Source organism: Candidatus Poriferisodalis sp., from assembly GCF_965208895.1.
In the GTDB taxonomy this organism is placed as follows: domain Bacteria; phylum Actinomycetota; class Acidimicrobiia; order Acidimicrobiales; family Poriferisodalaceae; genus Poriferisodalis.
This window is the reverse complement of sequence record NZ_OZ242363.1, coordinates 1,252,730-1,272,637: the sequence shown is the minus strand read 5'-3', so window position 1 is coordinate 1,272,637 and position 19,908 is coordinate 1,252,730. Positions and strand designations below refer to the sequence as shown.

Below are 19,908 nucleotides of genomic sequence, written 5' to 3'. Positions count from 1 at the left end.
GCGGCTGCCCGACCCGCTGTGCTTAGGGGTTCGGCACCGTCGGGAGGGAACATGGCGGATCTGACAGATCGAAGCGGCGGCTACTTCGTGGGCACGAAGCCCTCTGGGCGCTACCCCATCTGGACTCGCGCCAACGTGGGCGAGGTCTTCCCTGATCCGGTGAGGATGAGCACCTTCGACTTCGCAATCCAGAACGACGACGGCATACGCATGTCCGAGCTGGGGTTCCGCGATGCCTACGTGGAGATGGGCGCGTTCGACTACGACGAGTTCGATCCGGACGACTGCGTGTTCTTGGGCGTCTTCGGCGGCTACACCTACCTCAACGCCGCGGTAGGGCGCGTGTTCGGCGCCCGCGCACCTGGCATCGACGTGGACACGGTCGATCGGACCTTCTTCGGCGAGCAACCGGGCATCCCGCCGTACGAACCGCATCCCGATGACGCCAGCGCCGAGGCGTCCCAGCGCATCGGCGAGACCTTCCTGATGCTGTTCACGGCACCGGCGCTGCCCGAAGTGCTTGCCGACGAGGCCAATATCGCCGAGTTGCGCGCGCAGCGACCCGACTTCGCCCAGATGGGCGACCACGAGATCATCGATTGGATGAGCGACTTCCTCGAATCGGGCTACGGCGACGGTGCCGGATTCCGGCTGCTGTTCGCGCGCCACCTGAAGGTGTCGTTTCTGGCGGCGGTGCCTCTCGGCGCGATCGAGCAGGTCTGCGACGCGATGGGCAGGCCCGAAGACACGCTCAAGCTGGTAGCCGGGTACGGAGACGTTGCTTCGGCCGCGCCATCGGATGCCATGTGGGCGTTGGGACGGCAGGTTGCGGCGTCGAGTGCATTGGGTGCGTTGTTCGACGCCGGACCGGCGGGCCTGGCCGACCGCTTGACTGCGGACGGCACCGAGGACCCGTCCGGAGAGATCGCGGCGTTCAACGAGGCATTCGACTCGTTCGTCTATGAGTTTGGCTCGCGAGGACCGAACGAGTGGGAGATGAGCTGCCCGACCTGGGAGACCGACCCCGACCTCGCTTTGGCGGCCATCGACCGCATGCGACTGGCGCCCGCTGACGCCGAGCCCGCGCTGCGGCGCTCTGCGCTGACCGCGCAGCGTGAGGCGCTGGCTGCAGAGATCTCCGCAGCGCTGGAGGCCGATCCCGAGACGCAGATGCAGTTCAACCTCGCGCTCGGGGCAGCGGCTGTGTATCTGCCGGGGCGTGAGCGCACCAAGACGAACTGCGTGCGTTACGTGAACGAGTGCCGCATCGCTTCACGGGTGCTGGGCCGGCGACTTGTCGAGCGGGGGCAATTCAACTCGGTGACCGAGTTCGGCATGCTGCGGCTGTCTGAGGTTCACGAGATGCTCGATGATCCGACCGGCTGGGCAGAGGTCATCGCCGAGCGTCAGGCGAAGTGGGACGACGCCGTGTCGCGCCAGGAACCGTTCGTCATCGTCGGCGACCCGCCGCCGATGGCTGAGTGGCCCAGACGGGGTGCTGCCCAATTGCCGCTGCTCTCGGCGGGGGAGAGGCTCGCCGGCCTGCCCGGTTGTCCCGGGGTGGCGCGTGGGCGTGCCCGTGTGGTGCTCGACAGCAGTGACCCGACGGCGCTGGCGCCCGGCGATGTGCTCGTCGCACCGCTGACCGATCCGTCGTGGACACCGTTGTTCGTCAGTGCGGGCGCCGTGGTCGTGGACGTCGGCGCGGCACTCAGTCACTCCGTCATCGTCAGCCGCGAACTGGGTCTGCCTTGCGTCATCTCCGCGACCGGCGCGACGGGACGCATTCCCGATGGTGCGCTCATCGAAGTGAACGGCGACACCGGCACGATCACTGTGCTGGAGGTGTGACGCGAGGCGTCACTGTGGTGGAGGTGTCTCCCGTCAGCGGGCAGGCCACTGCGGCAGGCGGCGCTCGGTGAGCGCGCGTACGCCCTCGCGATAGTCAGGGCTGGGGATCATCTCGTCGAGCAGCCTGTCCGACTCTGCCACTGCAGTCCCGACGTCTCGATGCTGGTCCAGGTAGATCTGCCGTTTCGTCGTGGCGAGCGAGCTGGGCGCGACCCGCGCCGCCATGTCGTACGCGTATGCGTACACGTGGTCCATGAGCTCGGACGCCTCCACGATCTCGTTGAACAAGCCCCAGCCTTCGGTTTCCGACGCCAGGATCTTGCGGCTCGACAGCAGCAGATCATTCGATCGTGTGATGCCGACGAGGCGAGGCAGCACCCACGACAGGCCGAACTCGGCGGGCAGACCCAAGGGTCCGTGCGCTGTTGTGAGCTTGGCGTCGGCTGCAGCGAAACGCAGGTCGCAATAGCAGGCGAGCACGAGTCCGGCACCTGCCGCCGCGCCGTTCACAGCGGCGACGGTCACCGTCTCCATCGCCATCATGAACGCGAAGTTCTGATCGAATTCGGGTGCAACGCCATAGCCCGGCATCGCCAGGTCGGGGGCCGTGCCGGGGTCGTAGCCACCCTTGTCCTCGTGGCCTTCCAGCGCCTGCGTGTCGGCACCGACGCAGAAGTCGCGTCCCTCGCCGGTGACAACGACCACGCGTACTTGCGGGTCTCGCTCGGCCTGTTCCAGCACCCAACGCATTTCGGTGTGCATCCGGCCCGTCCAGGCGTTGCGTCGATGCGGGCGCGAGAGCGTCAGCGTCGCAACTGGCCCCTCCACGGAGTACTTCGTCGCCTTCAGTTCCATGTGTCCCTCCCCGGCCGGCCTCAGCCGCCCTCGATCACCCTTCGCAGTGCTGCCAGGGAATCTTCGGCGAATTCGGGCCGGCAGATCAGCACATCGGGAAGCCATGGGTCGGCAAAGTTGTACTCCAGCTCTGAGCCGTCGCATCGGCTGGCATGCAGTCCTGCAGCCCGCGCCACAGCGACAGGCGCACAGTTGTCCCACTCGAATTGGCCTCCTGAATGGGCGTAGATATCCGCCATTCCCAGCACCACGGCCATGGCCTTGGCGCCTGCAGAGCCGAGCGTCATCAGCTCTGCATCGAGGGCCTCGGCGATGATGACGGCGGCCGCAGGCGGGCGCGATCTGCTGACGACGAGGCGGGGCTGCCCGTTGTGCGGCTCGGGCAGCGAGGGTTCTGGGTCGGTGCAAAGTGTCTGGCCTACCGCCGGCAGCGCAACAGCCCCAGCGGTCGGCACGCCGTCCTCGACGAGGGCGATATGCACCGCCCAGTCCGAGCGGCCAGGTTCGGAATACTCGCGTGTTCCATCCAGGGGGTCCACGATCCAGACCCGGTCCGCAGACAGCCGGGCGAGGTCGTCCCGCCCTTCCTCGGAAAGAATGGCGTCATCGGGCCGCGCCTCGGCCAGCAGTTTCACGATGTGCCGGTGGGCTTCCAGATCGCCCGCGTCGCGGACCTCCCATGTGCCTGCCCCTGAACTGAAGAGCCGATCGCGGACTTCCACCAGCAATGCCCCCGTCTCGGTGGCCACGCTCGCGGCGAGGGCGTGGTCGTCGGGCTGGGCCATCGGCCAAGTGTGCCGCGTCGATGCACTCTCTCCACAGCGGGCGCCGACCGCATCGATCCACGCAATGCGCCCGCCCGATGCCTGAGTGACAACCGTGTGACGATCTCCGATTCGGACCCGCCAGAGGTCAAAGGGGAGGGCGAGACAGCTAGCCTTCGAGCTGCAAGACGTGACGGGGCGTCTCGTTCATTTCGCCCCTCGCGTCGATGTCTCAAACATTCGACAGGAGGAATGTTCTCCATGAAGAAACCAACTGCGCTGTTGTCGCGACGATCTGCGCTGCGCCTCGGGGGCGTGCTGGCGGCTTTGGCGCTGCTGGGTGCCGCCTGCGGAAGCGACTCCGACGACGAGGTGGCTGACGAACCCGCTGCCACGACCGAAGCGGCGGCAGCCACCGATGCCACACAAGTCGAACTGGTGCAGAGCGAGGACGATCTGCTCGACACAGTCATCGCCCGCGGCGAGCTGAAGTGCGGCGTGTCCGGTGCAGCGGTGGCGTTTTCCGAGACGCAGCCCGACGGCTCGCAGACCGGCTTCGATGCCGACTTCTGCCGTGTCGTCGCAGCCGCCATCTTCGGCGACGCCGAAGCTGTGGAGTTCACGCCGCTGACTGCCGCGGAGCGGTTCACTGCCGTGCAGACCGGGGCTATCGACGTGCTGATGCGCAACACCACGTGGACCCAGGGCCGTGACACCGAAGTCGGCATGGACTTCGGGCCCACCACCTACTACGACGGACAGCAGCTGATGGCTCGCGCAAGCGACGGCTTCACCGGCGCTTCGACGGTCGCCGACATCGGCGGCGCGGTGGTGTGCACGAATGCTGGCACCACGACCGAGCAGAACATCGCCGACGCAGCCGACGCTGCAGGCGTGGCGATCCAGCTGAACACCTTCGAAGACTTCGACATCGTCACCACCAACTTCGTCGAAGGCGCGTGCGACATCGTGACGACCGACGGATCGGCCCTCGTAGGCCGCAAGGCCAACCAGCAGCCCGACGATCAGGAATGGGTGATCTTCCCGCCCACGCCGATCTCCAAGGAGCCGCTCGGCCCGACCTACGGCCAGAACCAGTCGCGCTTCGCCGACGTGGTCAACTGGGCCGTCTACGCCACGATCCTTGCTGACGAGAAGGGCATCACCTCCCAGAACATCGACTCGAGGATGGGCGACGGCTCGCTCGATGCTGAGGCGGTCCGCCTGCTGGGCGGCGAAGGCGAGCTGCAAACGGCCATGGGACTGTCGGCCGACGCCTTCTACAGCGTCATCAGCCAGGTTGGGAACTACGACGAGATCTACTCCCGTCACCTGAACCCGGTCGGCCTGAGCCGCGCCGGGTCCGCCAACGCAGGCTGGCTCGACGGCGGTCTGATCTACGCGCCGCCGGCTCGCTGAGCCAGCAACGGTGAGGGGGCATCGCCCCGCAGCCACAGCTGAACGCACGGCCCCCGATCCGGCAGGATCGGGGGCCGTTGCGCGCCCGGGCCGCCTCCGACGCCGGGCCGTGTGACGTGCCGCTGCAAGACTGCGAGGGGCACAGCAGCCGTTGAGCCGCAGCGCGGTGCTGCGCATGGCATACGGTGGCGGGCAGTGAGCGATGAGCAGGCGATGGGGGACAGCGCACCGCTGAGCAATCTGAGCGCGCGCCCGCCGTTCTACCGGGACGCCACGGTGGTCAAGTGGCTCTCGCAGGTGGTGGGTCTCGTCTTGGTGCTGCTGGGCCTGTTCTTCCTGGCCTCCCAGGCGCAGAACAATCTTGCCGAGCGGGACATCGCCACCGGCTACGACTTCTTGGGCACCGCGCTCGGCAGCGACCTCGGCTCGGGCATCGACACCAACCCGGCCACCAGCGGACGAGCCCTGTGGGCAGGCATGGTCAACACCATCCGCCTGGCGATCGCCGGCATCGCGCTGGCGACGATCCTGGGGGTGCTGGTCGGGGTCGGGCGGCTGTCTCGCAACTGGATCGTGAGCCGCACCAGCAGCATCTTCGTGGAGACGCTGCGCAACATCCCGCTGCTCGTTCAGATCATCCTGATCTTCGTCGTGATCGCGAGCCTGCCTCGGGTCACGATCGACCAAGGACCGATTCACGGCTGGCTCCACGTGTCCAACAAGGGCGTGTCGATCCCTCGCGTGACGATCGGCGACGGCTTCTATCAGTGGATCATCTTCGTGATCGTCGGAGCGGCGCTGGGCTGGTCGGTGCTGCGCCGCCAAGAACGCCGCCACGACCTGACGGGCCAGCAGACCTATCCGTGGCTGAGCTTCACCGCCGTGGTGGCAGTGTTCGGTGCGGTGGGCTGGTTCGCGCATCCTGCGCTGGGGTGGGTGGGCGCCATCTTCGACGCACTCGCCTCGGGCATCGACGCGCTGAGCCCGGGCATCGTGCAGGCGGTCATCTCGCTGTTGGCAGTTGTCGCGGCGGTGCAGTGGATCAGGCGATTCCTCGCCGGCCATCGCACGCCGGCGGGGCTGACCAAGCTCGTCGACGACGACTGGTTCCGCATCATCTTCGCCGGAGCAGGCGCGCTGCTGGTGATCGCGTTCGTGACGCTGGTCTGGCCCGGGCTGGCGAGCTGGGTCGTCAACTCCGGACGCGACTTTTTCGAGGTGATCGCCGACAAGTTCGGCGACGGCCGCACCGGGAGCCCGATCACCGCCTTCCGGCCCGACATCGAGCAGCTCGGCAACTTCCCGAACTACGGCCCGGCGGGCCTGAACCTGATACAGGCGCTGGCGGCGGTGTACTTCGGCGTGGTGCTCTACACGGCGGCGTTCATCGCCGAGGTGGTGCGCGGCGGCATCCTCGCCGTGCCGAAGGGCCAGAGCGAGGCTGCGGGGGCGCTGGGCCTGCGGCGTACCACCATGCTGCGGCGGGTGATCCTGCCCCAAGCGTTCCGGGTGATCCTGCCGCCGCTGGGCAACCAATACCTCAACTTGACCAAGAACACCTCGCTGGCCATCGCCATCGGCTACAGCGATGTGGTCCAGGTGGGACAGACGGTCTACAACCAGACGGGCAAGACGCTCGAGGTGGTCTCCATCTGGATGCTGTTCTACTTGGCCTGCTCGCTGACGATCTCGGTGGTCGTCAACTTCTTCAACGTCCGCATGCGGATCGTGGAGCGCTGATATGGAACAGGGCGACGGCGTGCCGGCTGGGGGGGACCTGTCCGTGGTAGGTGACAGGTCCGTCGTCACGCCTGCAGCAGCCCGTCCCGTCGTCGAGGCGTATCGCTCGCCGGGAGAGTGGATCCGCAAGAACCTCTTCCCCAACCCGTTCAACTCGTTCCTGACCGTCGCCTTCGGCCTGTTTGCGCTGTTCGCTGTGCGGGGGCTGCTGAACTTCGTGTTCAGCGAGGAGCGGGGCTGGGATGCCGTCCGCACGAACCTGCGGCTGATCTTCACCCACGCCTATCCCGAAGAGCAGTACGTGCGGGTGTGGGTGTGCGTCGGCGTGGTGGTGACGCTGGCGGGCCTGTCCTTGGGCGTGTTCGCGGGCCGCGGCGACGGCGTCGAGCTGCGGAGGATCTCCAACGCGCTGACGACTGCGGCCGCCGCCATCGCCGTGGGTGTCGTGCTGCGCGAGCCATCGGTGCTGGTCGGCGCCGACGGCGCGGTCGTGCGCGACGGCGACGACGTGGTCCGGCAGTCGTTCGCCGAGGCGATGGCGGACCGCTGGGCCTGGTGGCTCGCAGCCGCGATCCTCATCGCTGCGGCGCAGGTCATGCGTCGCATGCCGAAACGGCACGACGGATCGCCGCCCACGGTGCAGGCGATCAACTTCGCCGTCGCCGCGCTGGCCGTTCCCGTCCTGTCGGCGTGGATCTATCCATGGGGTCACTACGCCTTCGCCGAGGGGGAGTTCATCGCCGAGCCCGGCCGCACCGTGGCCATGTCCACCAAGCTGCCGTGGACTGTCATGTGGATGCTGACGGTCGCCGCGCTGCTGTTGGGCCGTTGGGTGCGCTCGCACCTCAGCGAGCGGGCGCTGTCGAGCGTGCGCATCACAGTGACCTTGGCCTGGCTGATGGTGCCGTTCGTCCTGTACTGGGTGGTGCTGCGCGACCCCGACCTCGACTGGGCGCGGGTGGGCTCGGTGGACCTGCCGCTGGCGCTGGCATTCGGCATCGCCGGCGGGGCGGTGCTGTGGTGGCTCACCTCCGAAGGCATCGGCGAGCTCGGCCGCATCGCCGGAATCGCTCTGCTTGGGCTCGCGGGGTTCAACTGGCTCGCGGCCTTCATGGGCTGGTACCCGATGCTGCAAAAAGTGCGCATCAGCTTCCTCCTGCTGGCAGTGGTGGCGCTGCTGGCGCACAACTTCTCCGGGGAGAGCCAGAAGCGGCGACGCCTCGTCGCGGCGTGGCTGGCGATCACCGCCGTGTTCCACTACTTCGCCACCATCATGAACACGCCGTCGACGGTGGAGACGCCGACCGAAGCGCTGATCGGCGGGTTCGCCGTCACGCTGGTGGTGGCGGTGTTCACCCTCATGCTCTCGTTCCCGCTGGGGGTGCTGCTGGCGCTGGCCCGCACTTCGCGGCTGCCGATCTTCCGGGTCATGGCGACCTCGTACATCGAGGTGGTGCGGGGCGTCCCCCTCATCACCATCCTCATCTTCTTCGTGGTGATCCTGCCGCTGTTCCTGCCGTCGAACATGGAGATCAGCCTGTTCGCCTCCGCCACGCTGGGCTACACGCTGTTCTCGGCGGCCTATCTGGCCGAGAACGTGCGCGGTGGCTTGCAGTCGATTCGCCGAGGGCAGTACGAGGCGTCCGACGCGGTCGGCTTGAGCACGGTGCAGCGAACGACCTTCATCGTCTTGCCCCAGTCGCTGCGGGCGTCGATTCCGCCGCTGGTGGGCCAGGTGATCGCCACGTTCAAGGAAACCTCGCTTCTGGCCATCATCGGCGTGTTCGACATCTTGCGCATGGCCAACAGCGTCATTCCGGCCCAGACGCAATTCCTGGGCATCAAGCGAGAGGGCCTGCTGTTCGTCTCGCTCGTCTATTGGGTGTTCGCATACACGCTGTCGAAGTGGAGCCAGCGGCTCGAGCGACGGCTCGGCGTGGGCGAACGGTAAGCACGACAAGGAGAGCACGACGTGAGCATCAGCGACGCCACCGTCGCAGTGTCCGAGGAGTTGGCGGCCAGAGACGACATGATCGTGTGCCGCGGTGTCGACAAGTGGTTCGGCGACTTCCAGGCCCTCAGCGGCATCAGCGCGACCATCAAGGAGCAGGAGATCGTCGTGGTGCTCGGACCCTCGGGCTCGGGCAAGAGCACGTGGATTCGCTGCATCAACCGGCTCGAAGCCCACCAGAGCGGACAGATCATCGTGGACGGCATCGAGCTGACCAACGATGTGCGCAACATCGAGAAGATCCGCTCCGAGGTGGGCATGGTCTTCCAGCAGTTCAATCTGTTCCCGCACCTGACGGTGATGGACAACATCACGCTGGCGCCCATCTGGGTGCGCCGAAAGTCGCGGCCCGAGGCCGAGGAGCAGGCCTCGGCGCTGCTCGAGCGTGTGGGCATTCCCGAGCAGGCGCAGAAGTTCCCCGGTCAGCTGTCAGGCGGGCAGCAGCAGCGCGTGGCGATTGCTCGGGCGCTGGCGATGGAGCCCCGGGTGATGCTGTTCGACGAGCCCACCTCGGCGCTCGACCCCGAGATGATCAAGGAAGTGCTCGACGTGATGGAGGGTCTGGCGCGCTCGGGCATGACCATGATGGTGGTGACCCACGAGATGGGCTTCGCACGCGAGGTGGCCGACCGCATCATCTTCATGGAGGACGGCGAGATCGTGGAAGTCGGCACCCCGCATCACTTCTTCACCGAGCCCGCCGAAGAGCGCACCAAGCTGTTCTTGAGCCAGGTGCTGTAGCGCTGTTCTTGAGCCAGGTGCTGTAGCCGACGACCGAAGCAGCGCGCCCGCTGCGCAGACGGCGGGGCCCGCTGGTCCAGCTTGTCGCAAGGTCGCTGAGTCTGCTGCCTCCACAGCTACCGCATCTGTGCCAATCGGCTCAGTCCTTGGGCTCGCCGTACGGGGTGCCGGCTTCCGTATAGCACTCCGGGTGGTAGTGCTCGACGCGATCCCAGCGGTTCTTCACGTACACATTGCAGATGATCTGTTCGGCGCGGATGCGCGCCCGGAACTTGATGAGTTCGTCGCAGACGGCGCAATAGGCCGAGTTGCCGGCATCGACCGTCCGGCACACCGCCCTGCTCTTCCACCTCTTGTCGGTGGATGCCGGGGCGTGCGCTGAGGTCGCGGATGACGAGGCCGAGGTGTCCGTAGCCATGGCGGGACTTTAGCGAACGCTCGCGCGCTTGCGGTGGATATTCGCGCGTTGCGTATGATTCTTACTACGAAACGCGCGATTTTGAGGGACTTCGACCGCGCGATTCGCGCGAAATCGTGATGTCCCGTCATGGCGTCTGCTGTGCGGCGGTGAGAACGGCTACATAGTCGGCGCGATTCGCGCGGGTCGTGATGATCGGCTGTACCTCAGCTAGCGTGCCGGGCCGTGCCTGAGAGTTCACCTGCGTCGGCGGTCGTCGACGCCGTGCTGTTCGACTTCGGCGGCGTCATCACCGAGAGCCCGTTTGAGTCCTTCAACCGCTACGAAGACCGCATCGGCGCGCCGCGCGACACCATCCGGCAGATCAACGCCACCAACCCCGACACCAACGCATGGGCACGGCTGGAGCGCAGCGAGGTCAATGTCGGCACCTTCACTGAGCTCTTCGAAGCAGAGGCCGCTGACCGGGGATTCGAAATGTCCGGCTCAGCGGTGCTGGCGTGCCTGAGCGGCGGGTTGCGTCCGCAGATGGTCCGTGCGCTGGAGATTCTCGCGGCCCGCTTGCCGGTCGGCTGCATCACGAACAACGTGAGAACCGGTCACGGTGCGGGCATGGCACGGGATGCGAACAGCGCCGCCGCGATCGCCGAGGTGATGCAGCTGTTCGGCGTGGTGATCGAGTCGTCCGTTGTGGGCCTGCGCAAGCCCGATCCGCGAATCTACGAGCTGGCCTGTGCACAGCTCGGCATTGACCCGACCCGCACGGCCTATCTCGATGACCTCGGCATCAACTGCAAGCCCGCGGCAGCAATGGGCATGACGGCCATCAAAGTGACCGATCCGGGCGAGGCCCTGCGCGAGCTGGAAGCACTCGTCGGCTTTGAGCTGCGGTGATCGGCAGTCCGCAAGAGGCTGAGCCGAATGGCGAAGCCGTGGCCCGAGCGGCCCGTGAGCGGAGCTCACAAGAGCGGGAAACATCAGGTGACGCAATGGAACAATTCGCCCATCTGACCATTCTCTAGGGGACTGATGGCATCGGAGTTCATCTGCACGCTGCACAAGCTCGGGCGCTTCTACCCGCCCGATCGGGAGGTTCTGCGCGACGTCACCCTGGCGTTCCTGCCGGGAGCGAAGATCGGCGTGATCGGCCACAACGGCTCGGGCAAATCCACCCTGCTGAGGATCATGGCCGGCCTCGACGACGGTTACACCGGCGAAGCGCGCGTGACGCCGGACGCAACAGTCGGGCTGCTGCCCCAAGAACCCGAGCTCGACCCGGCGCTCGACGTCGAAGGCAACGTGATGGCGGGCGTTGCCGAGACCGCCGCTTTGCTCACGGCATATGAGCAGTTGATGGCCCGCTGGGCCGACCCCGACGCCGACTTCGACGCGCTGGGCACACGCCAAGCAGAGTTGGAGGACCGGATCGCGGCAGCCAACGCCTGGGATCTGGACCGCCACGTCGCCATCGCCATGGATGCGCTGCGGCTGCCGCCGCCCGATGCCGACGTGACGACGCTGTCGGGCGGGGAGCGACGTCGCGTGGCGCTGTGCCGCCTGCTGCTGTCACATCCGGATCTGCTGCTGCTCGACGAGCCGACCAACCACCTCGATGCGGAATCGGTGGCGTGGCTGGAGCGCTTCCTGGCCGACTACTCCGGGACAGTGGTGGCCATCACCCACGACCGGTACTTCCTGGACAATGTGGCGGGCTGGATTCTCGAGATCGACCACGGTCGTACCCATCCCTTCGAAGGCAACTACAGCGCATGGCTCGAGCATCGCAACGACCGCCTCCTCTCCGAGCAGCGCCAGTCAGACGTTCGAGCCCGCACGCTGGCCCGCGAGCTGGAGTGGGTGCGCATGTCGCCACGGGCACGACAGGCGAAGAGCAAGGCACGCGTCAGCGCGTATGAGGAACTGCTGGCGGAGCATCGCAGGGCCGCTGTCGAGCAGCATCGAGCCGGCGCGCTGCAGATCACCATCCCGATGTCGCGGCGCTTGGGTTCTCAGGTCATCGAGGCCGATGGACTCGTCAAGGCCTACGGCGACACGCTGCTGTTCGACGATCTCTCGTTCCGCCTGCCGCCGGGCGGGATCGTCGGAGTGATCGGTGCGAACGGCGCCGGCAAGACGACGCTGTTCCGGCTGCTGGCCGGCGACGAGCAGCCCGATGCGGGCAGCATCACGATCGGCGAGACCGTCGACATCGCATATGTCGATCAGTCGCGCGCGGTGCTGGACGACGGCCGCACCGTCTATGAAGAGATCACGAGCGGGCACGACACGCTGCGCATCACGGGCCTCGACGGCGCACGTGAAATCAACGGCAGAGCGTTCGTCGCATCATTCAACTTCACCGGCTCGGATCAGCAAAAGCGTGTCGGAGATCTTGCGGGCGGCGAGCGCAACCGGGTGCACCTCGCCCGGACGCTCACCTCGGGATGCAACGTGCTGTTGCTCGACGAGCCCACCAATGATCTCGACGTGGACACGTTGCGCTCGCTCGAAGCCGCGTTGGAGTCCTTCGGGGGCTGTGCCGTGGTCATCAGCCACGACCGCTGGTTCCTGGACCGGATCGCCACCCATGTGCTGGCCTTCGAGGGCAACAGCGCGGTGCGGTGGTTCGAAGGCAACTTCACCGAGTACGAGGCCTTCCGCAAGCGCGAGATGGGCGTTGACGACGCCCCTGCTCGCATCACGTACAGGCCGCTCGCACGCTGAGTTCGGCAGTTAGCGTCGTACCGGTGCGGATCGCCACGTGGAACGTCAACAGTCTCAATGCCCGGCTGGAACGAGTCGACGAGTGGTTGGACTATGCCGAGCCCGATGTGCTGCTGCTGCAGGAAACCAAGATGGCCGACGAGCAATTCCCCCATGTCCACTTCGAGGCCCGGGGATACGACTCGGTACATCACGGCGAGGGGCGCTGGAACGGGGTGGCCATCGTGTCGAGCGTGGGCATCGACAACCCGGTCGCTGGATTCGCCGACGGCCGCGAGCCCGATCCCGATGCGCGAATCATCTCAGCGTGCTGTGGGGGCGTCACCTTGAGTTCGGTGTACGTGCCCAACGGCCGAGCCGTCGACCACGAGCACTACCGCTACAAGCTGGACTGGCTGGGGCGCCTGCGGGCTCACCTCGAGGCCACCTGCGACCCTTCCGAGCCGGTGCTGGTGGGCGGCGACTTCAACGTGTGCCCTGACGACCGCGATGTGTGGGACCCCGAGAACCCTGAGCCGCGCACGCACGTCACCGAGCCTGAGCGCGATGCCATCGCTCATGTCTGCGACTGGGGCGTGGCGGACATCTTCCGCGAGCACTACGACGCAGCGGGTCTGTACAGCTGGTGGGACTATCGGGACGGCGCGTTCTACAAGCGCCACGGCCTGCGCATCGACCTGCTGCTGGGCACCGAGCCGGTGGCGGCAGCAACGGAGTTCTGCCTCATCGACCGCAACGCTCGCAAGGGCACCAAGCCCTCAGATCACACCCCGGTATTCGCCGATCTCGCGCTCTGAGCTGCCGCGGCGGCAAGGCTCGACTATCGGCGCTGCCGAACGGCGTCGAGGGCGGCGCGGGCGGCGGCAACGTGCGACGCCGCGTTGTCGGGCGACAGCGGCGGCGGCTCGGCGGTGGCCGCGGCGATGAGCGCCAGCCAAGGTGACGGGTCGCGGGTCTCGCCCGTCGCGCCGCGCCCGGCACGGCGCCGCGCCCAGGTGAAATGCAGCAGGTGGGTAGCTCGCGACACGGCCACGTAGAACAGCCGTCGTTCCTCAGGGTCATCGCGGCGCAAGGGCACGAGTCCGTCTTCGACGCCGGCAATCACCACATGACGCCACTGCAGACCCTTGGCGGCGTGAAAGGTTGCGAGGGCAACGGCGCCATCACGCGGGTCGAAATGGGCGCCCGAATGGTCGCTGTCGATCACCTCGGCAGTGAGCTCGCGGTCGGTGGCCGACAGCAGTCCCAGCCAAGTTGCGAAGCCCTCTCCCGTGGGGCCGCTGTGGGCGAATCGGCGCCCGGACGCACGAGACATCTCCGCGAGGTAGGCGTCGGCGAGGTCGAGCACACGCGCGTGCACCGGTTCGAGCCGGTCTTCGGGAGCAGCGTCCATCGCGTCGGCGCGCAGATCGTCGACCGCCGTGGACAGGCTCGTGCTCGCCGTGCGAAGTCGCTCCAGCAGCGACCGTACGGCGGGAAGCTGCAAGAACGGGCTCCGCTGCCCGCTGACCCGGGCAGGAATGCCGCGAGACTCCAGCGCCGCAGCGATGTCGCCGAGTTGTGCGTTGGTGCGGGCGAGCACGCCGAACGAATCCCAGCGGACGCGGCCGATGTGACGGTCCGCGATCCACTGGGCGATGCCAGCGGCCTCAGCGGAGGCGTCGTCGAACGCTGTCACCGTCGGCACCGGACCCGTCTCGTGCGGGCGTGCTGGGGTTTGGGCCGCGCCGCTGACCGCTGAGGCGTCAGCATTTTCGTCGGGTGCGATGACTGCCTGCGCTGCGGCGACCAGCGACGGGTGGCTGCGGTAGTTGAGCGCGAGCCGGATCACGGCTGCACCCTCGAAGTGTCGGTCGAACTCGGCGGTGTAGCGGCTGTCGGCGCCGTTCCACCCGTAGATCGCCTGGTCGATGTCTCCGACGGCGCAGATGTCAGCGGTCCCGTTGTGCACAGCGGCCGGGCCGCCGATCCATTCGAGCAGCAGTTCCCATTGCAACCGGTTGAGGTCTTGGAATTCGTCGACGAAGAAGTGCCGGTGGAGCCAGCGCCGTGCTGCAGCGAAGTGCTCATCTGAGCGCATCAGGCGCGTGCATTCGGCGAGCAGGTCGTCGAAGTCGAGCAGCCGGCGCCGCGACTTGACGCGTTCGAAGTGCCCGAAGAGCTCCGCAGATGCTTGCCCGGCAGCCGGCCCGAGCCGACGCAGCGCCGGCCCTTCCCGATACTCGGCCACCGACAGGTCAGCGGCCTTTGCCCAGTCGATCTCGCGCAGCGCCGTGGCGACGGTGATCGGCGGCCTCGGGCTGAACGTGCGCTGGAGGTGCTCTGACAGCTCGCTGCTGAGCGCAGCCCGGTTCGGCAGGATCTTCCGCTCGGCCCGGCCGTGGTCGATGTCGTATTGGCGCACCTGCGCGAGTGCAATGGAGTGGAATGTGCCCACCGGCCCCATGTCGTCGACGTCGAGCTGCTGCAGCCGAGCACGGAGTTCCCTCGCAGCCCGGCGGGTGAAGGTCACGGCCATGGCGCGCCGTGCTTGCATCGACTCGGTGGCGGCTCGCCAGGCGATCCGGTGCGTGAGCACGCGGGTCTTGCCGCTTCCCGGCCCGGCTACCACCAGCAGCGCCGCGGCGCCAGAACGCACCGCTGCACGCTGGGCGGCATCGAGGCCGTCGTCGGGCGGTAGCGCCTCGCCCGGGCCCGCCACCGAGGCCGCACTGTCGCCTGAGCTATGCATCGGAGGCATCGTTCATTGCGGCGAACCTAGACCTCAGTCACTGCGCGGATCGCACGCGCGGCCAGCCGCGATAGGCGAGGCATGTGCGGCTGGTCTATGCGATTCGCACGCGCAAGCCGCTCCCACGCGTCGCTGCTATGCCCTTCGTGGTCGATCGTGAGCGTCAATACGCTGCGAGTGGTGCGCATCGTCAGTCTCGTTCCGAGCGTCACTGAGACACTGGCGGCCTGGGGTGCCGACCCGGTCGCCTGCACCCGCTACTGCGAGCGGCCCGATCTGGAACACATCGGCGGCACCAAGAACCCCGATGTCGATGCCATCGCTGAGATGCAGCCTGATCTGGTTGTGGCAGACCGCGAGGAGAACCGCAAGGAAGACTACGACGCGCTGGTCGCTGCCGGCATCGAGGTCGAAGCGCTGCACATAGCGTCGCTGCGAGATGTCGAGCCTGAGTTGAGCCGCCTGGCAGCACGTATCGGCGTCTCGTGGACTGCCGAACCGCTCCCGCCTCGGCGTGACGCGTTTCGGCTCGCGTCGGGCGGCGCCCTGCGGGCATTCGTCCCGATCTGGCGCCGGCCGTACATGACGATCGGCGCGCAGACCTACGGCGCCTCGCTGCTGGCGTGGTGCGGAGTCGACGTGGCGTTCTCCGACCGGGGCGCCTATCCGACACTCGACGCCGATGATCTGTCGCCGGAGCGTTTCGACATCGTGCTTGCGCCGACAGAGCCCTATCGGTGGCGCCAGCGTCACCTCGACGAGCTGTCGGAGCTCGCGCCGACTCATGTCATCGACGGCCAGGATCTGTTCTGGTGGGGCACACGCACGCCCGCCGCAATCGCACGGGTGGCAGCGGCAACCACGCGGGCGCTGTGCCAGCTAAACGCTCCGCCGGCCCCGCTTCTGTGTCCGTAGATCCCATGCTCGCTCCAATCCTTGGAGCCTGCGCGAAACAGTTAAGATGTGGGCAGGGAGCGGTGCGAGACAATGTAGCGATGCCGGTGAGCGGGCGATGTGGGCGGATTGATTCGCACTGGGACGTTCCTATAGATGTCAAGTGCGGGTTTTGAGGGTGGCGAGGTCGGCTCGAAGGGTGCGGTAGATCTCTCGTGCGACGAATCGTTTGAGGCAGCGGATGGCTTCTTTTTTGGTTTTGCCTTCGCTCACGCGGCGGTTGAGGTAGCTGCGGGTTCGTTCGCAGTAGCGGAGCCGGACGATGACGATCATGTGCAGTGCCCGGTTGGCGTCGCGGTTGCCGGCGAAGTTGAGCCGGTGACGGCTGGTGCGTCCGCTCGAGGCAGGGACCGGCGCGACGCCGCACAGGTGAGCGAACGACGCTTCGGAGCTGAGCCGGTCGATGTTCTGGCCGGCGGCGACGAGCAGCGTGGCGGTGTGGTGGGTGCCGCATCCCAGACGCGACAGGGTCGTGGGCGCTGCTGCGGCGACGAGCCGGTCGAGTTCGTCTTCGAGCTCGTCGGCTTCGGCGCCGAGCTGGGCGATGCGGCGCCCCAGGCTGGCAAGCGCTGTCTTGGCTGCTTGGGCGGGGTCGGCGAGCAGGCCGGGGTGGGGCCGCAGCCGTGCGCACACAGCAGCCTTGCCCCCGAGGGTGCGGCGGCAGTCGAGCTGGGCGCGCAAATCGGCGGGGGCGGTGACGAGCAGGCCGCCGAGCTGGCACAGCGCAGCAGAGCGGGCCTTGACTGCGCTGTTGCGGGCGACGCTGAGCTGACGGATCGCCTCGACGACCCCGGTGGTGTCGGTCGCGGCTGCGGCCGCTTCGCCCGAGAGCACCTTGCGGGCAGCGGCCTCGGCGTCGATGGCGTCGTTCTTGCCGCGGCGGGCGCGAAGATGGCGATGGGGCTGGTCGGCCTCGATGACCGCGCAGCCCTGCTCGCTCAGCGACCGGGCCAGGGCCGCTCCGCAGGACCCGGTGGACTCCACGCCGACCGCGGCGATCGGCCCGAACGACGCGAGCCATCGTCGAGTCGAGCAATAGCCGGCAGCAGTCGCGGGGAACGACTCGGTGCCCAGCATCCGACCCAACGGGTCGAGCGCTGCGGCGACGTGGAAGTCGGTGCGGCAGCCGATCCCGCCGATCACCGCCCGTGGCGGTTCTGGCATCATGTTGTCCTTCATCTCGGAGCGGCTCGCGTGCCGGGACGGGACGGACATAACAGTGATGAGGCATCAGCCAGCACACGTTCCTATGAGGTCACGTCGCTCGTTGCGGACCGGCCGCAGCTGACAAGTCCAAGAAGCGAGCCGCCGACGCCGACGAGTCCCACCCAAGGCACCCACAACACGGGGCCAGTTCGACAGCAGGTCAGACGCCGACGGCCCGCTCCCCGCCCACATCTTCACTGTCTGATGGAGGCTCTGATCCTTGGGAAGGATGGAGCTATGGCAAACAATGGGAGGTATCCCGCTGAGCTGCGTGAGCGGGCGGTGAGGATGGTGCACAGAGTGCTAGCCGGAACATTTCTTCGGTTCGCCGGGAATGCGCTGTGACTACGGTCATCGGCCATGGCGCACAACCAGGCCGACACGCTCTCTGCGGGCAGTAGGCTTAGCGCTGCGGGTGATGTGAGGCGTCGCGTCGATTCGGCACGATGGAAGAGTCAGGCCGACTGACGTGGCGGACCGAGTGATGGAGCCGGTGATCCGGTCGGGTTGTGTGCAGCGGCGGCGACTTGTCCGTGTGGCCGTGTTGATATTCGTTGCGTTGTTGACGATGGCGTGCAGCAGCGATGCCTCATCGGATGCCGGTCTAGAACAGAACGGCGATCTGTCAGGCTCCGTTTACGATCCCACTGTTGATGGCGAACCGGCTGCTCCTAGGAGCTTGGTCGGTTATTGGGGTTTGCGGCGTGTGGGGCAGGGTTGAGGTGTGAGGTCGGGTTGGGGTGGCGGGCTGGGTGCGGACGCGGGTGTGTCACCCGATGATGCCGAGGCGGCCGATGCGGTCGAGGTTGATGGCGGCGGTTCGCCATTCGAGCCAGTGGCCGGCTTTGGCGAGGCCGCGCCACGGCAGGCGTTTGGTGCGGGCTTTGAGGTGGGCGATTTTTCGTTCGGCTTGGGAGCGCTGTCGGTATCTGGCGAGGAATTCGGGTTCGCGGCGTTGGGCTCTGGCGGGGGCGAGGAGCTCTTCGTGGGGGTTGATCTGCACGATGCGGCCGCCGGTGCGTGTGGTGCATCGAGTCTTGAGCGCGCACGCGTTGCAGTCGGCTGCGCTGAAGCGGGCCTGGCGGCGCTTTTGGCCCCGCGGCGGCGGGATCGCGACGGCGACGCCGGCGGGGCAGGTGATCGTCGCTGTTTCGGTGTCGATGCCGAAGTCGGCTTTGGTGAACATGTCGGGGTCTTTGCGGGCCGATATCGGCGGGGCGGGAGCGACCAGGTCGATGCCGCGGCCCGCCGTCGTGTGACGCGTGGGTCCCGACCCGTAGTGGGTGTCGGCGATGATCTCCGCGACCGGGACCGGGTCGGCGTCGATGAGGTCCTCGACCACTGCGGCGTCATGGACGGTCGCGAGCGTCGCTTTCGCCGAGGTGATCAGGTCGGAGTCCGCGTCGGCTGCTATGTGCAGCTTGTAGCCGTCGTAGCGGTCGCTGCGGGAGCGGTGCCCGTGGCGGGCGTCGGGATCGACGGTCGAGATCACCCGATCGGTCGCGGTGCCTTGGCGTATCCGCGCCACCGCCGCGCCGTCGGCGCCGTCGGCGATCTCGACGTCCTGGCCGGCGACGACGCGCAGCAGCTCCGCCGCCGCGGCCACATCGGCGTCGTCGAAGCGGGAACAGAACCCCACGACAGCGTCGGCGTCGCAGAACAGCTCCGCCACCAAAGCCGCCCGGGCTGCGGGGTCGGACCAGTTGATCTGCGGCTTGGCCGCCTCCCCGTAGTCGTCACGCGCCAGCATCGCGGCCAGCTCGCCAGCCGCTTCGGCGTCGATCCCCGACACAGCGTCAACACAGCGGCGGGTCTGAGAACGGATCAGCGTGACAGTGTCCTGAGTCAGCACGCTGTCCTCGATGCCGGTGGAGTCCACGCTGCGGCGATGGCCGATCACCCCGGCGCGCTTGGCTGCGATCTTGACCCGATCCCCCAAGAAGCTCTCCATCCCCGCGCGCACCAGCCGCGCCCGGAACTCCACCAGCACCACATGAGGGATCCCGCGATGATCCAGCGGCAGCCCCAACGCCGCTTTCCACGACATGTCGAACCGCGACCGCCGCTCGGCCTCACGATCGGACACCCCATAGAACAACTGGCACAACAACAACGACGCCACCACCGACGGCGGATGCGACGGACGGCCCCGACCAGACACATACAGCGCATCGAAATCGGCATCGCAGAACAGCTCGCCGCGAGCCCGCCCCAGCGTCGCCAAGAACCCCTCCGATTCCAGCAGACCGCCCACCATCACATCCACATCGAAGAACGAACCCTGATCGTCAGCCGAACCGCGCACCCCTGCATTGTCCCGCGCGCCCCCACACCGAACGCGGAAATCCACCGACTTTCCGACCACCCTCCTAGGCGATCTTTCACTCGACGGGAGCCGGGTTCGGTCATCGACTCGGCAGGTCTGACTCGGTTCGAGTCCTGTCAGGACATGGAGGCATATCTCCAGCAGGAGACCGCCGCGACGGTCACTGCG

General features: G+C 67.2%; 15 protein-coding genes. 9 read left to right on the top strand and 6 right to left on the bottom strand.

Going from position 1 to position 19,908, the window contains the following annotated elements:
• Positions 1 to 51: 51 nt before the first annotated feature.
• Positions 52 to 1,851, top strand: coding sequence for a PEP-utilizing enzyme (locus ACOGJB_RS05695; protein WP_419839844.1), 1,800 nt, complete (start codon positions 52 to 54; stop codon positions 1,849 to 1,851).
• Positions 1,852 to 1,884: 33 nt separating this feature from the next.
• Here ACOGJB_RS05695 and ACOGJB_RS05690 read toward each other — a convergent pair whose 3' ends face one another.
• Both ACOGJB_RS05690 and ACOGJB_RS05685 read right to left on the bottom strand, forming a co-directional pair.
• On the bottom strand, positions 1,885 to 2,706 hold the full coding sequence (locus tag ACOGJB_RS05690) for an enoyl-CoA hydratase-related protein (protein ID WP_419839843.1): 822 nt from the start codon (positions 2,704 to 2,706) through the stop codon (positions 1,885 to 1,887).
• A 20-nt stretch (positions 2,707 to 2,726) separates the two neighbouring features.
• Positions 2,727 to 3,491, bottom strand: coding sequence for a 3'(2'),5'-bisphosphate nucleotidase CysQ (locus ACOGJB_RS05685; protein ID WP_419839842.1), 765 nt, complete (start codon positions 3,489 to 3,491; stop codon positions 2,727 to 2,729).
• Positions 3,492 to 3,731: 240 nt separating this feature from the next.
• Between ACOGJB_RS05685 and ACOGJB_RS05680 the strand changes: the two genes are divergently transcribed.
• From ACOGJB_RS05680 to ACOGJB_RS05665, 4 genes are all read left to right on the top strand, one after another.
• A complete protein-coding gene (locus ACOGJB_RS05680) occupies positions 3,732 to 4,889 on the top strand; it encodes an amino acid ABC transporter substrate-binding protein (RefSeq protein ID WP_419839841.1) in 1,158 nt (385 codons plus the stop codon).
• 195 nt (positions 4,890 to 5,084) lie between these two features.
• The gene (locus ACOGJB_RS05675; protein ID WP_419839840.1) at positions 5,085 to 6,629 is read left to right on the top strand and encodes an ABC transporter permease subunit; all 1,545 of its coding nucleotides are present in this window, start codon (positions 5,085 to 5,087) and stop codon (positions 6,627 to 6,629) included.
• 1 nt (position 6,630) lies between these two features.
• Positions 6,631 to 8,580 (top strand): amino acid ABC transporter permease, encoded by a 1,950-nt coding sequence (locus ACOGJB_RS05670; protein ID WP_419839839.1) that lies wholly within the window; start codon positions 6,631 to 6,633, stop codon positions 8,578 to 8,580.
• Between the two features lie 78 nt (positions 8,581 to 8,658).
• A complete protein-coding gene (locus ACOGJB_RS05665; protein WP_419840687.1) occupies positions 8,659 to 9,381 on the top strand; it encodes an amino acid ABC transporter ATP-binding protein in 723 nt (240 codons plus the stop codon).
• A gap of 139 nt (positions 9,382 to 9,520) precedes the next feature.
• On the opposite strand, the gene ACOGJB_RS05660 is transcribed toward ACOGJB_RS05665, so the two are convergent.
• Complete coding sequence (locus tag ACOGJB_RS05660) at positions 9,521 to 9,799, bottom strand: hypothetical protein (RefSeq protein ID WP_419839838.1); 279 nt, start codon at positions 9,797 to 9,799, stop codon at positions 9,521 to 9,523.
• A gap of 225 nt (positions 9,800 to 10,024) precedes the next feature.
• Here ACOGJB_RS05660 and ACOGJB_RS05655 point away from each other — a divergent pair, with 225 nt between their 5' ends.
• The 3 genes from ACOGJB_RS05655 (at position 10,025) to ACOGJB_RS05645 (ending at position 13,320) form a co-directional block, all read left to right on the top strand.
• Positions 10,025 to 10,693, top strand: a complete 669-nt coding sequence (locus tag ACOGJB_RS05655) for an HAD-IA family hydrolase (protein ID WP_419839837.1) — start codon at positions 10,025 to 10,027, stop codon at positions 10,691 to 10,693.
• Between the two features lie 135 nt (positions 10,694 to 10,828).
• Positions 10,829 to 12,523 carry an energy-dependent translational throttle protein EttA gene (gene ettA, locus ACOGJB_RS05650; protein ID WP_419839836.1) on the top strand — a complete coding sequence of 565 codons (1,695 nt, stop codon included), beginning with the start codon at positions 10,829 to 10,831 and terminating at the stop codon, positions 12,521 to 12,523.
• A 23-nt stretch (positions 12,524 to 12,546) separates the two neighbouring features.
• Positions 12,547 to 13,320: an exodeoxyribonuclease III gene (locus tag ACOGJB_RS05645; protein WP_419839835.1), complete on the top strand. Its 774-nt coding sequence runs from the start codon at positions 12,547 to 12,549 to the stop codon at positions 13,318 to 13,320.
• A gap of 23 nt (positions 13,321 to 13,343) precedes the next feature.
• Here the strand turns inward: ACOGJB_RS05645 and ACOGJB_RS05640 are convergent, their stop codons facing one another.
• Positions 13,344 to 15,254: an ATP-dependent helicase gene (locus ACOGJB_RS05640; RefSeq protein ID WP_419839834.1), complete on the bottom strand. Its 1,911-nt coding sequence runs from the start codon at positions 15,252 to 15,254 to the stop codon at positions 13,344 to 13,346.
• Positions 15,255 to 15,410: 156 nt separating this feature from the next.
• On the opposite strand from ACOGJB_RS05640, the gene ACOGJB_RS05635 reads away from it, so the two are divergent.
• Positions 15,411 to 16,169, top strand: coding sequence for a helical backbone metal receptor (locus ACOGJB_RS05635; RefSeq protein ID WP_419839833.1), 759 nt, complete (start codon positions 15,411 to 15,413; stop codon positions 16,167 to 16,169).
• Between the two features lie 138 nt (positions 16,170 to 16,307).
• On the opposite strand, the gene ACOGJB_RS05630 is transcribed toward ACOGJB_RS05635, so the two are convergent.
• Entirely contained in the window at positions 16,308 to 17,375 is a 1,068-nt protein-coding gene (locus tag ACOGJB_RS05630) for an IS110 family transposase (RefSeq protein ID WP_419839832.1), read from the bottom strand.
• An 808-nt stretch (positions 17,376 to 18,183) separates the two neighbouring features.
• Entirely contained in the window at positions 18,184 to 19,719 is a 1,536-nt protein-coding gene (locus ACOGJB_RS05625; RefSeq protein ID WP_419839222.1) for an IS1182 family transposase, read from the bottom strand.
• Between the last annotated feature and the right edge of the window lie 189 nt (positions 19,720 to 19,908).

Coding starts and splice junctions, on each gene's coding strand:
- ACOGJB_RS05695 (WP_419839844.1), top strand. CDS start 52: ATGGCGGATCTGACAGATCGAAGCGGCGGCTACTTCGTGGGCACGAAG.
- ACOGJB_RS05690 (WP_419839843.1), bottom strand. CDS start 2,706: ATGGAACTGAAGGCGACGAAGTACTCCGTGGAGGGGCCAGTTGCGACG.
- ACOGJB_RS05685 (WP_419839842.1), bottom strand. CDS start 3,491: ATGGCCCAGCCCGACGACCACGCCCTCGCCGCGAGCGTGGCCACCGAG.
- ACOGJB_RS05680 (WP_419839841.1), top strand. CDS start 3,732: ATGAAGAAACCAACTGCGCTGTTGTCGCGACGATCTGCGCTGCGCCTC.
- ACOGJB_RS05670 (WP_419839839.1), top strand. CDS start 6,631: ATGGAACAGGGCGACGGCGTGCCGGCTGGGGGGGACCTGTCCGTGGTA.
- ACOGJB_RS05665 (WP_419840687.1), top strand. CDS start 8,659: ATGATCGTGTGCCGCGGTGTCGACAAGTGGTTCGGCGACTTCCAGGCC.
- ACOGJB_RS05660 (WP_419839838.1), bottom strand. CDS start 9,799: ATGGCTACGGACACCTCGGCCTCGTCATCCGCGACCTCAGCGCACGCC.
- ettA (WP_419839836.1), top strand. CDS start 10,829: ATGGCATCGGAGTTCATCTGCACGCTGCACAAGCTCGGGCGCTTCTAC.
- ACOGJB_RS05640 (WP_419839834.1), bottom strand. CDS start 15,254: ATGCATAGCTCAGGCGACAGTGCGGCCTCGGTGGCGGGCCCGGGCGAG.
- ACOGJB_RS05630 (WP_419839832.1), bottom strand. CDS start 17,375: ATGATGCCAGAACCGCCACGGGCGGTGATCGGCGGGATCGGCTGCCGC.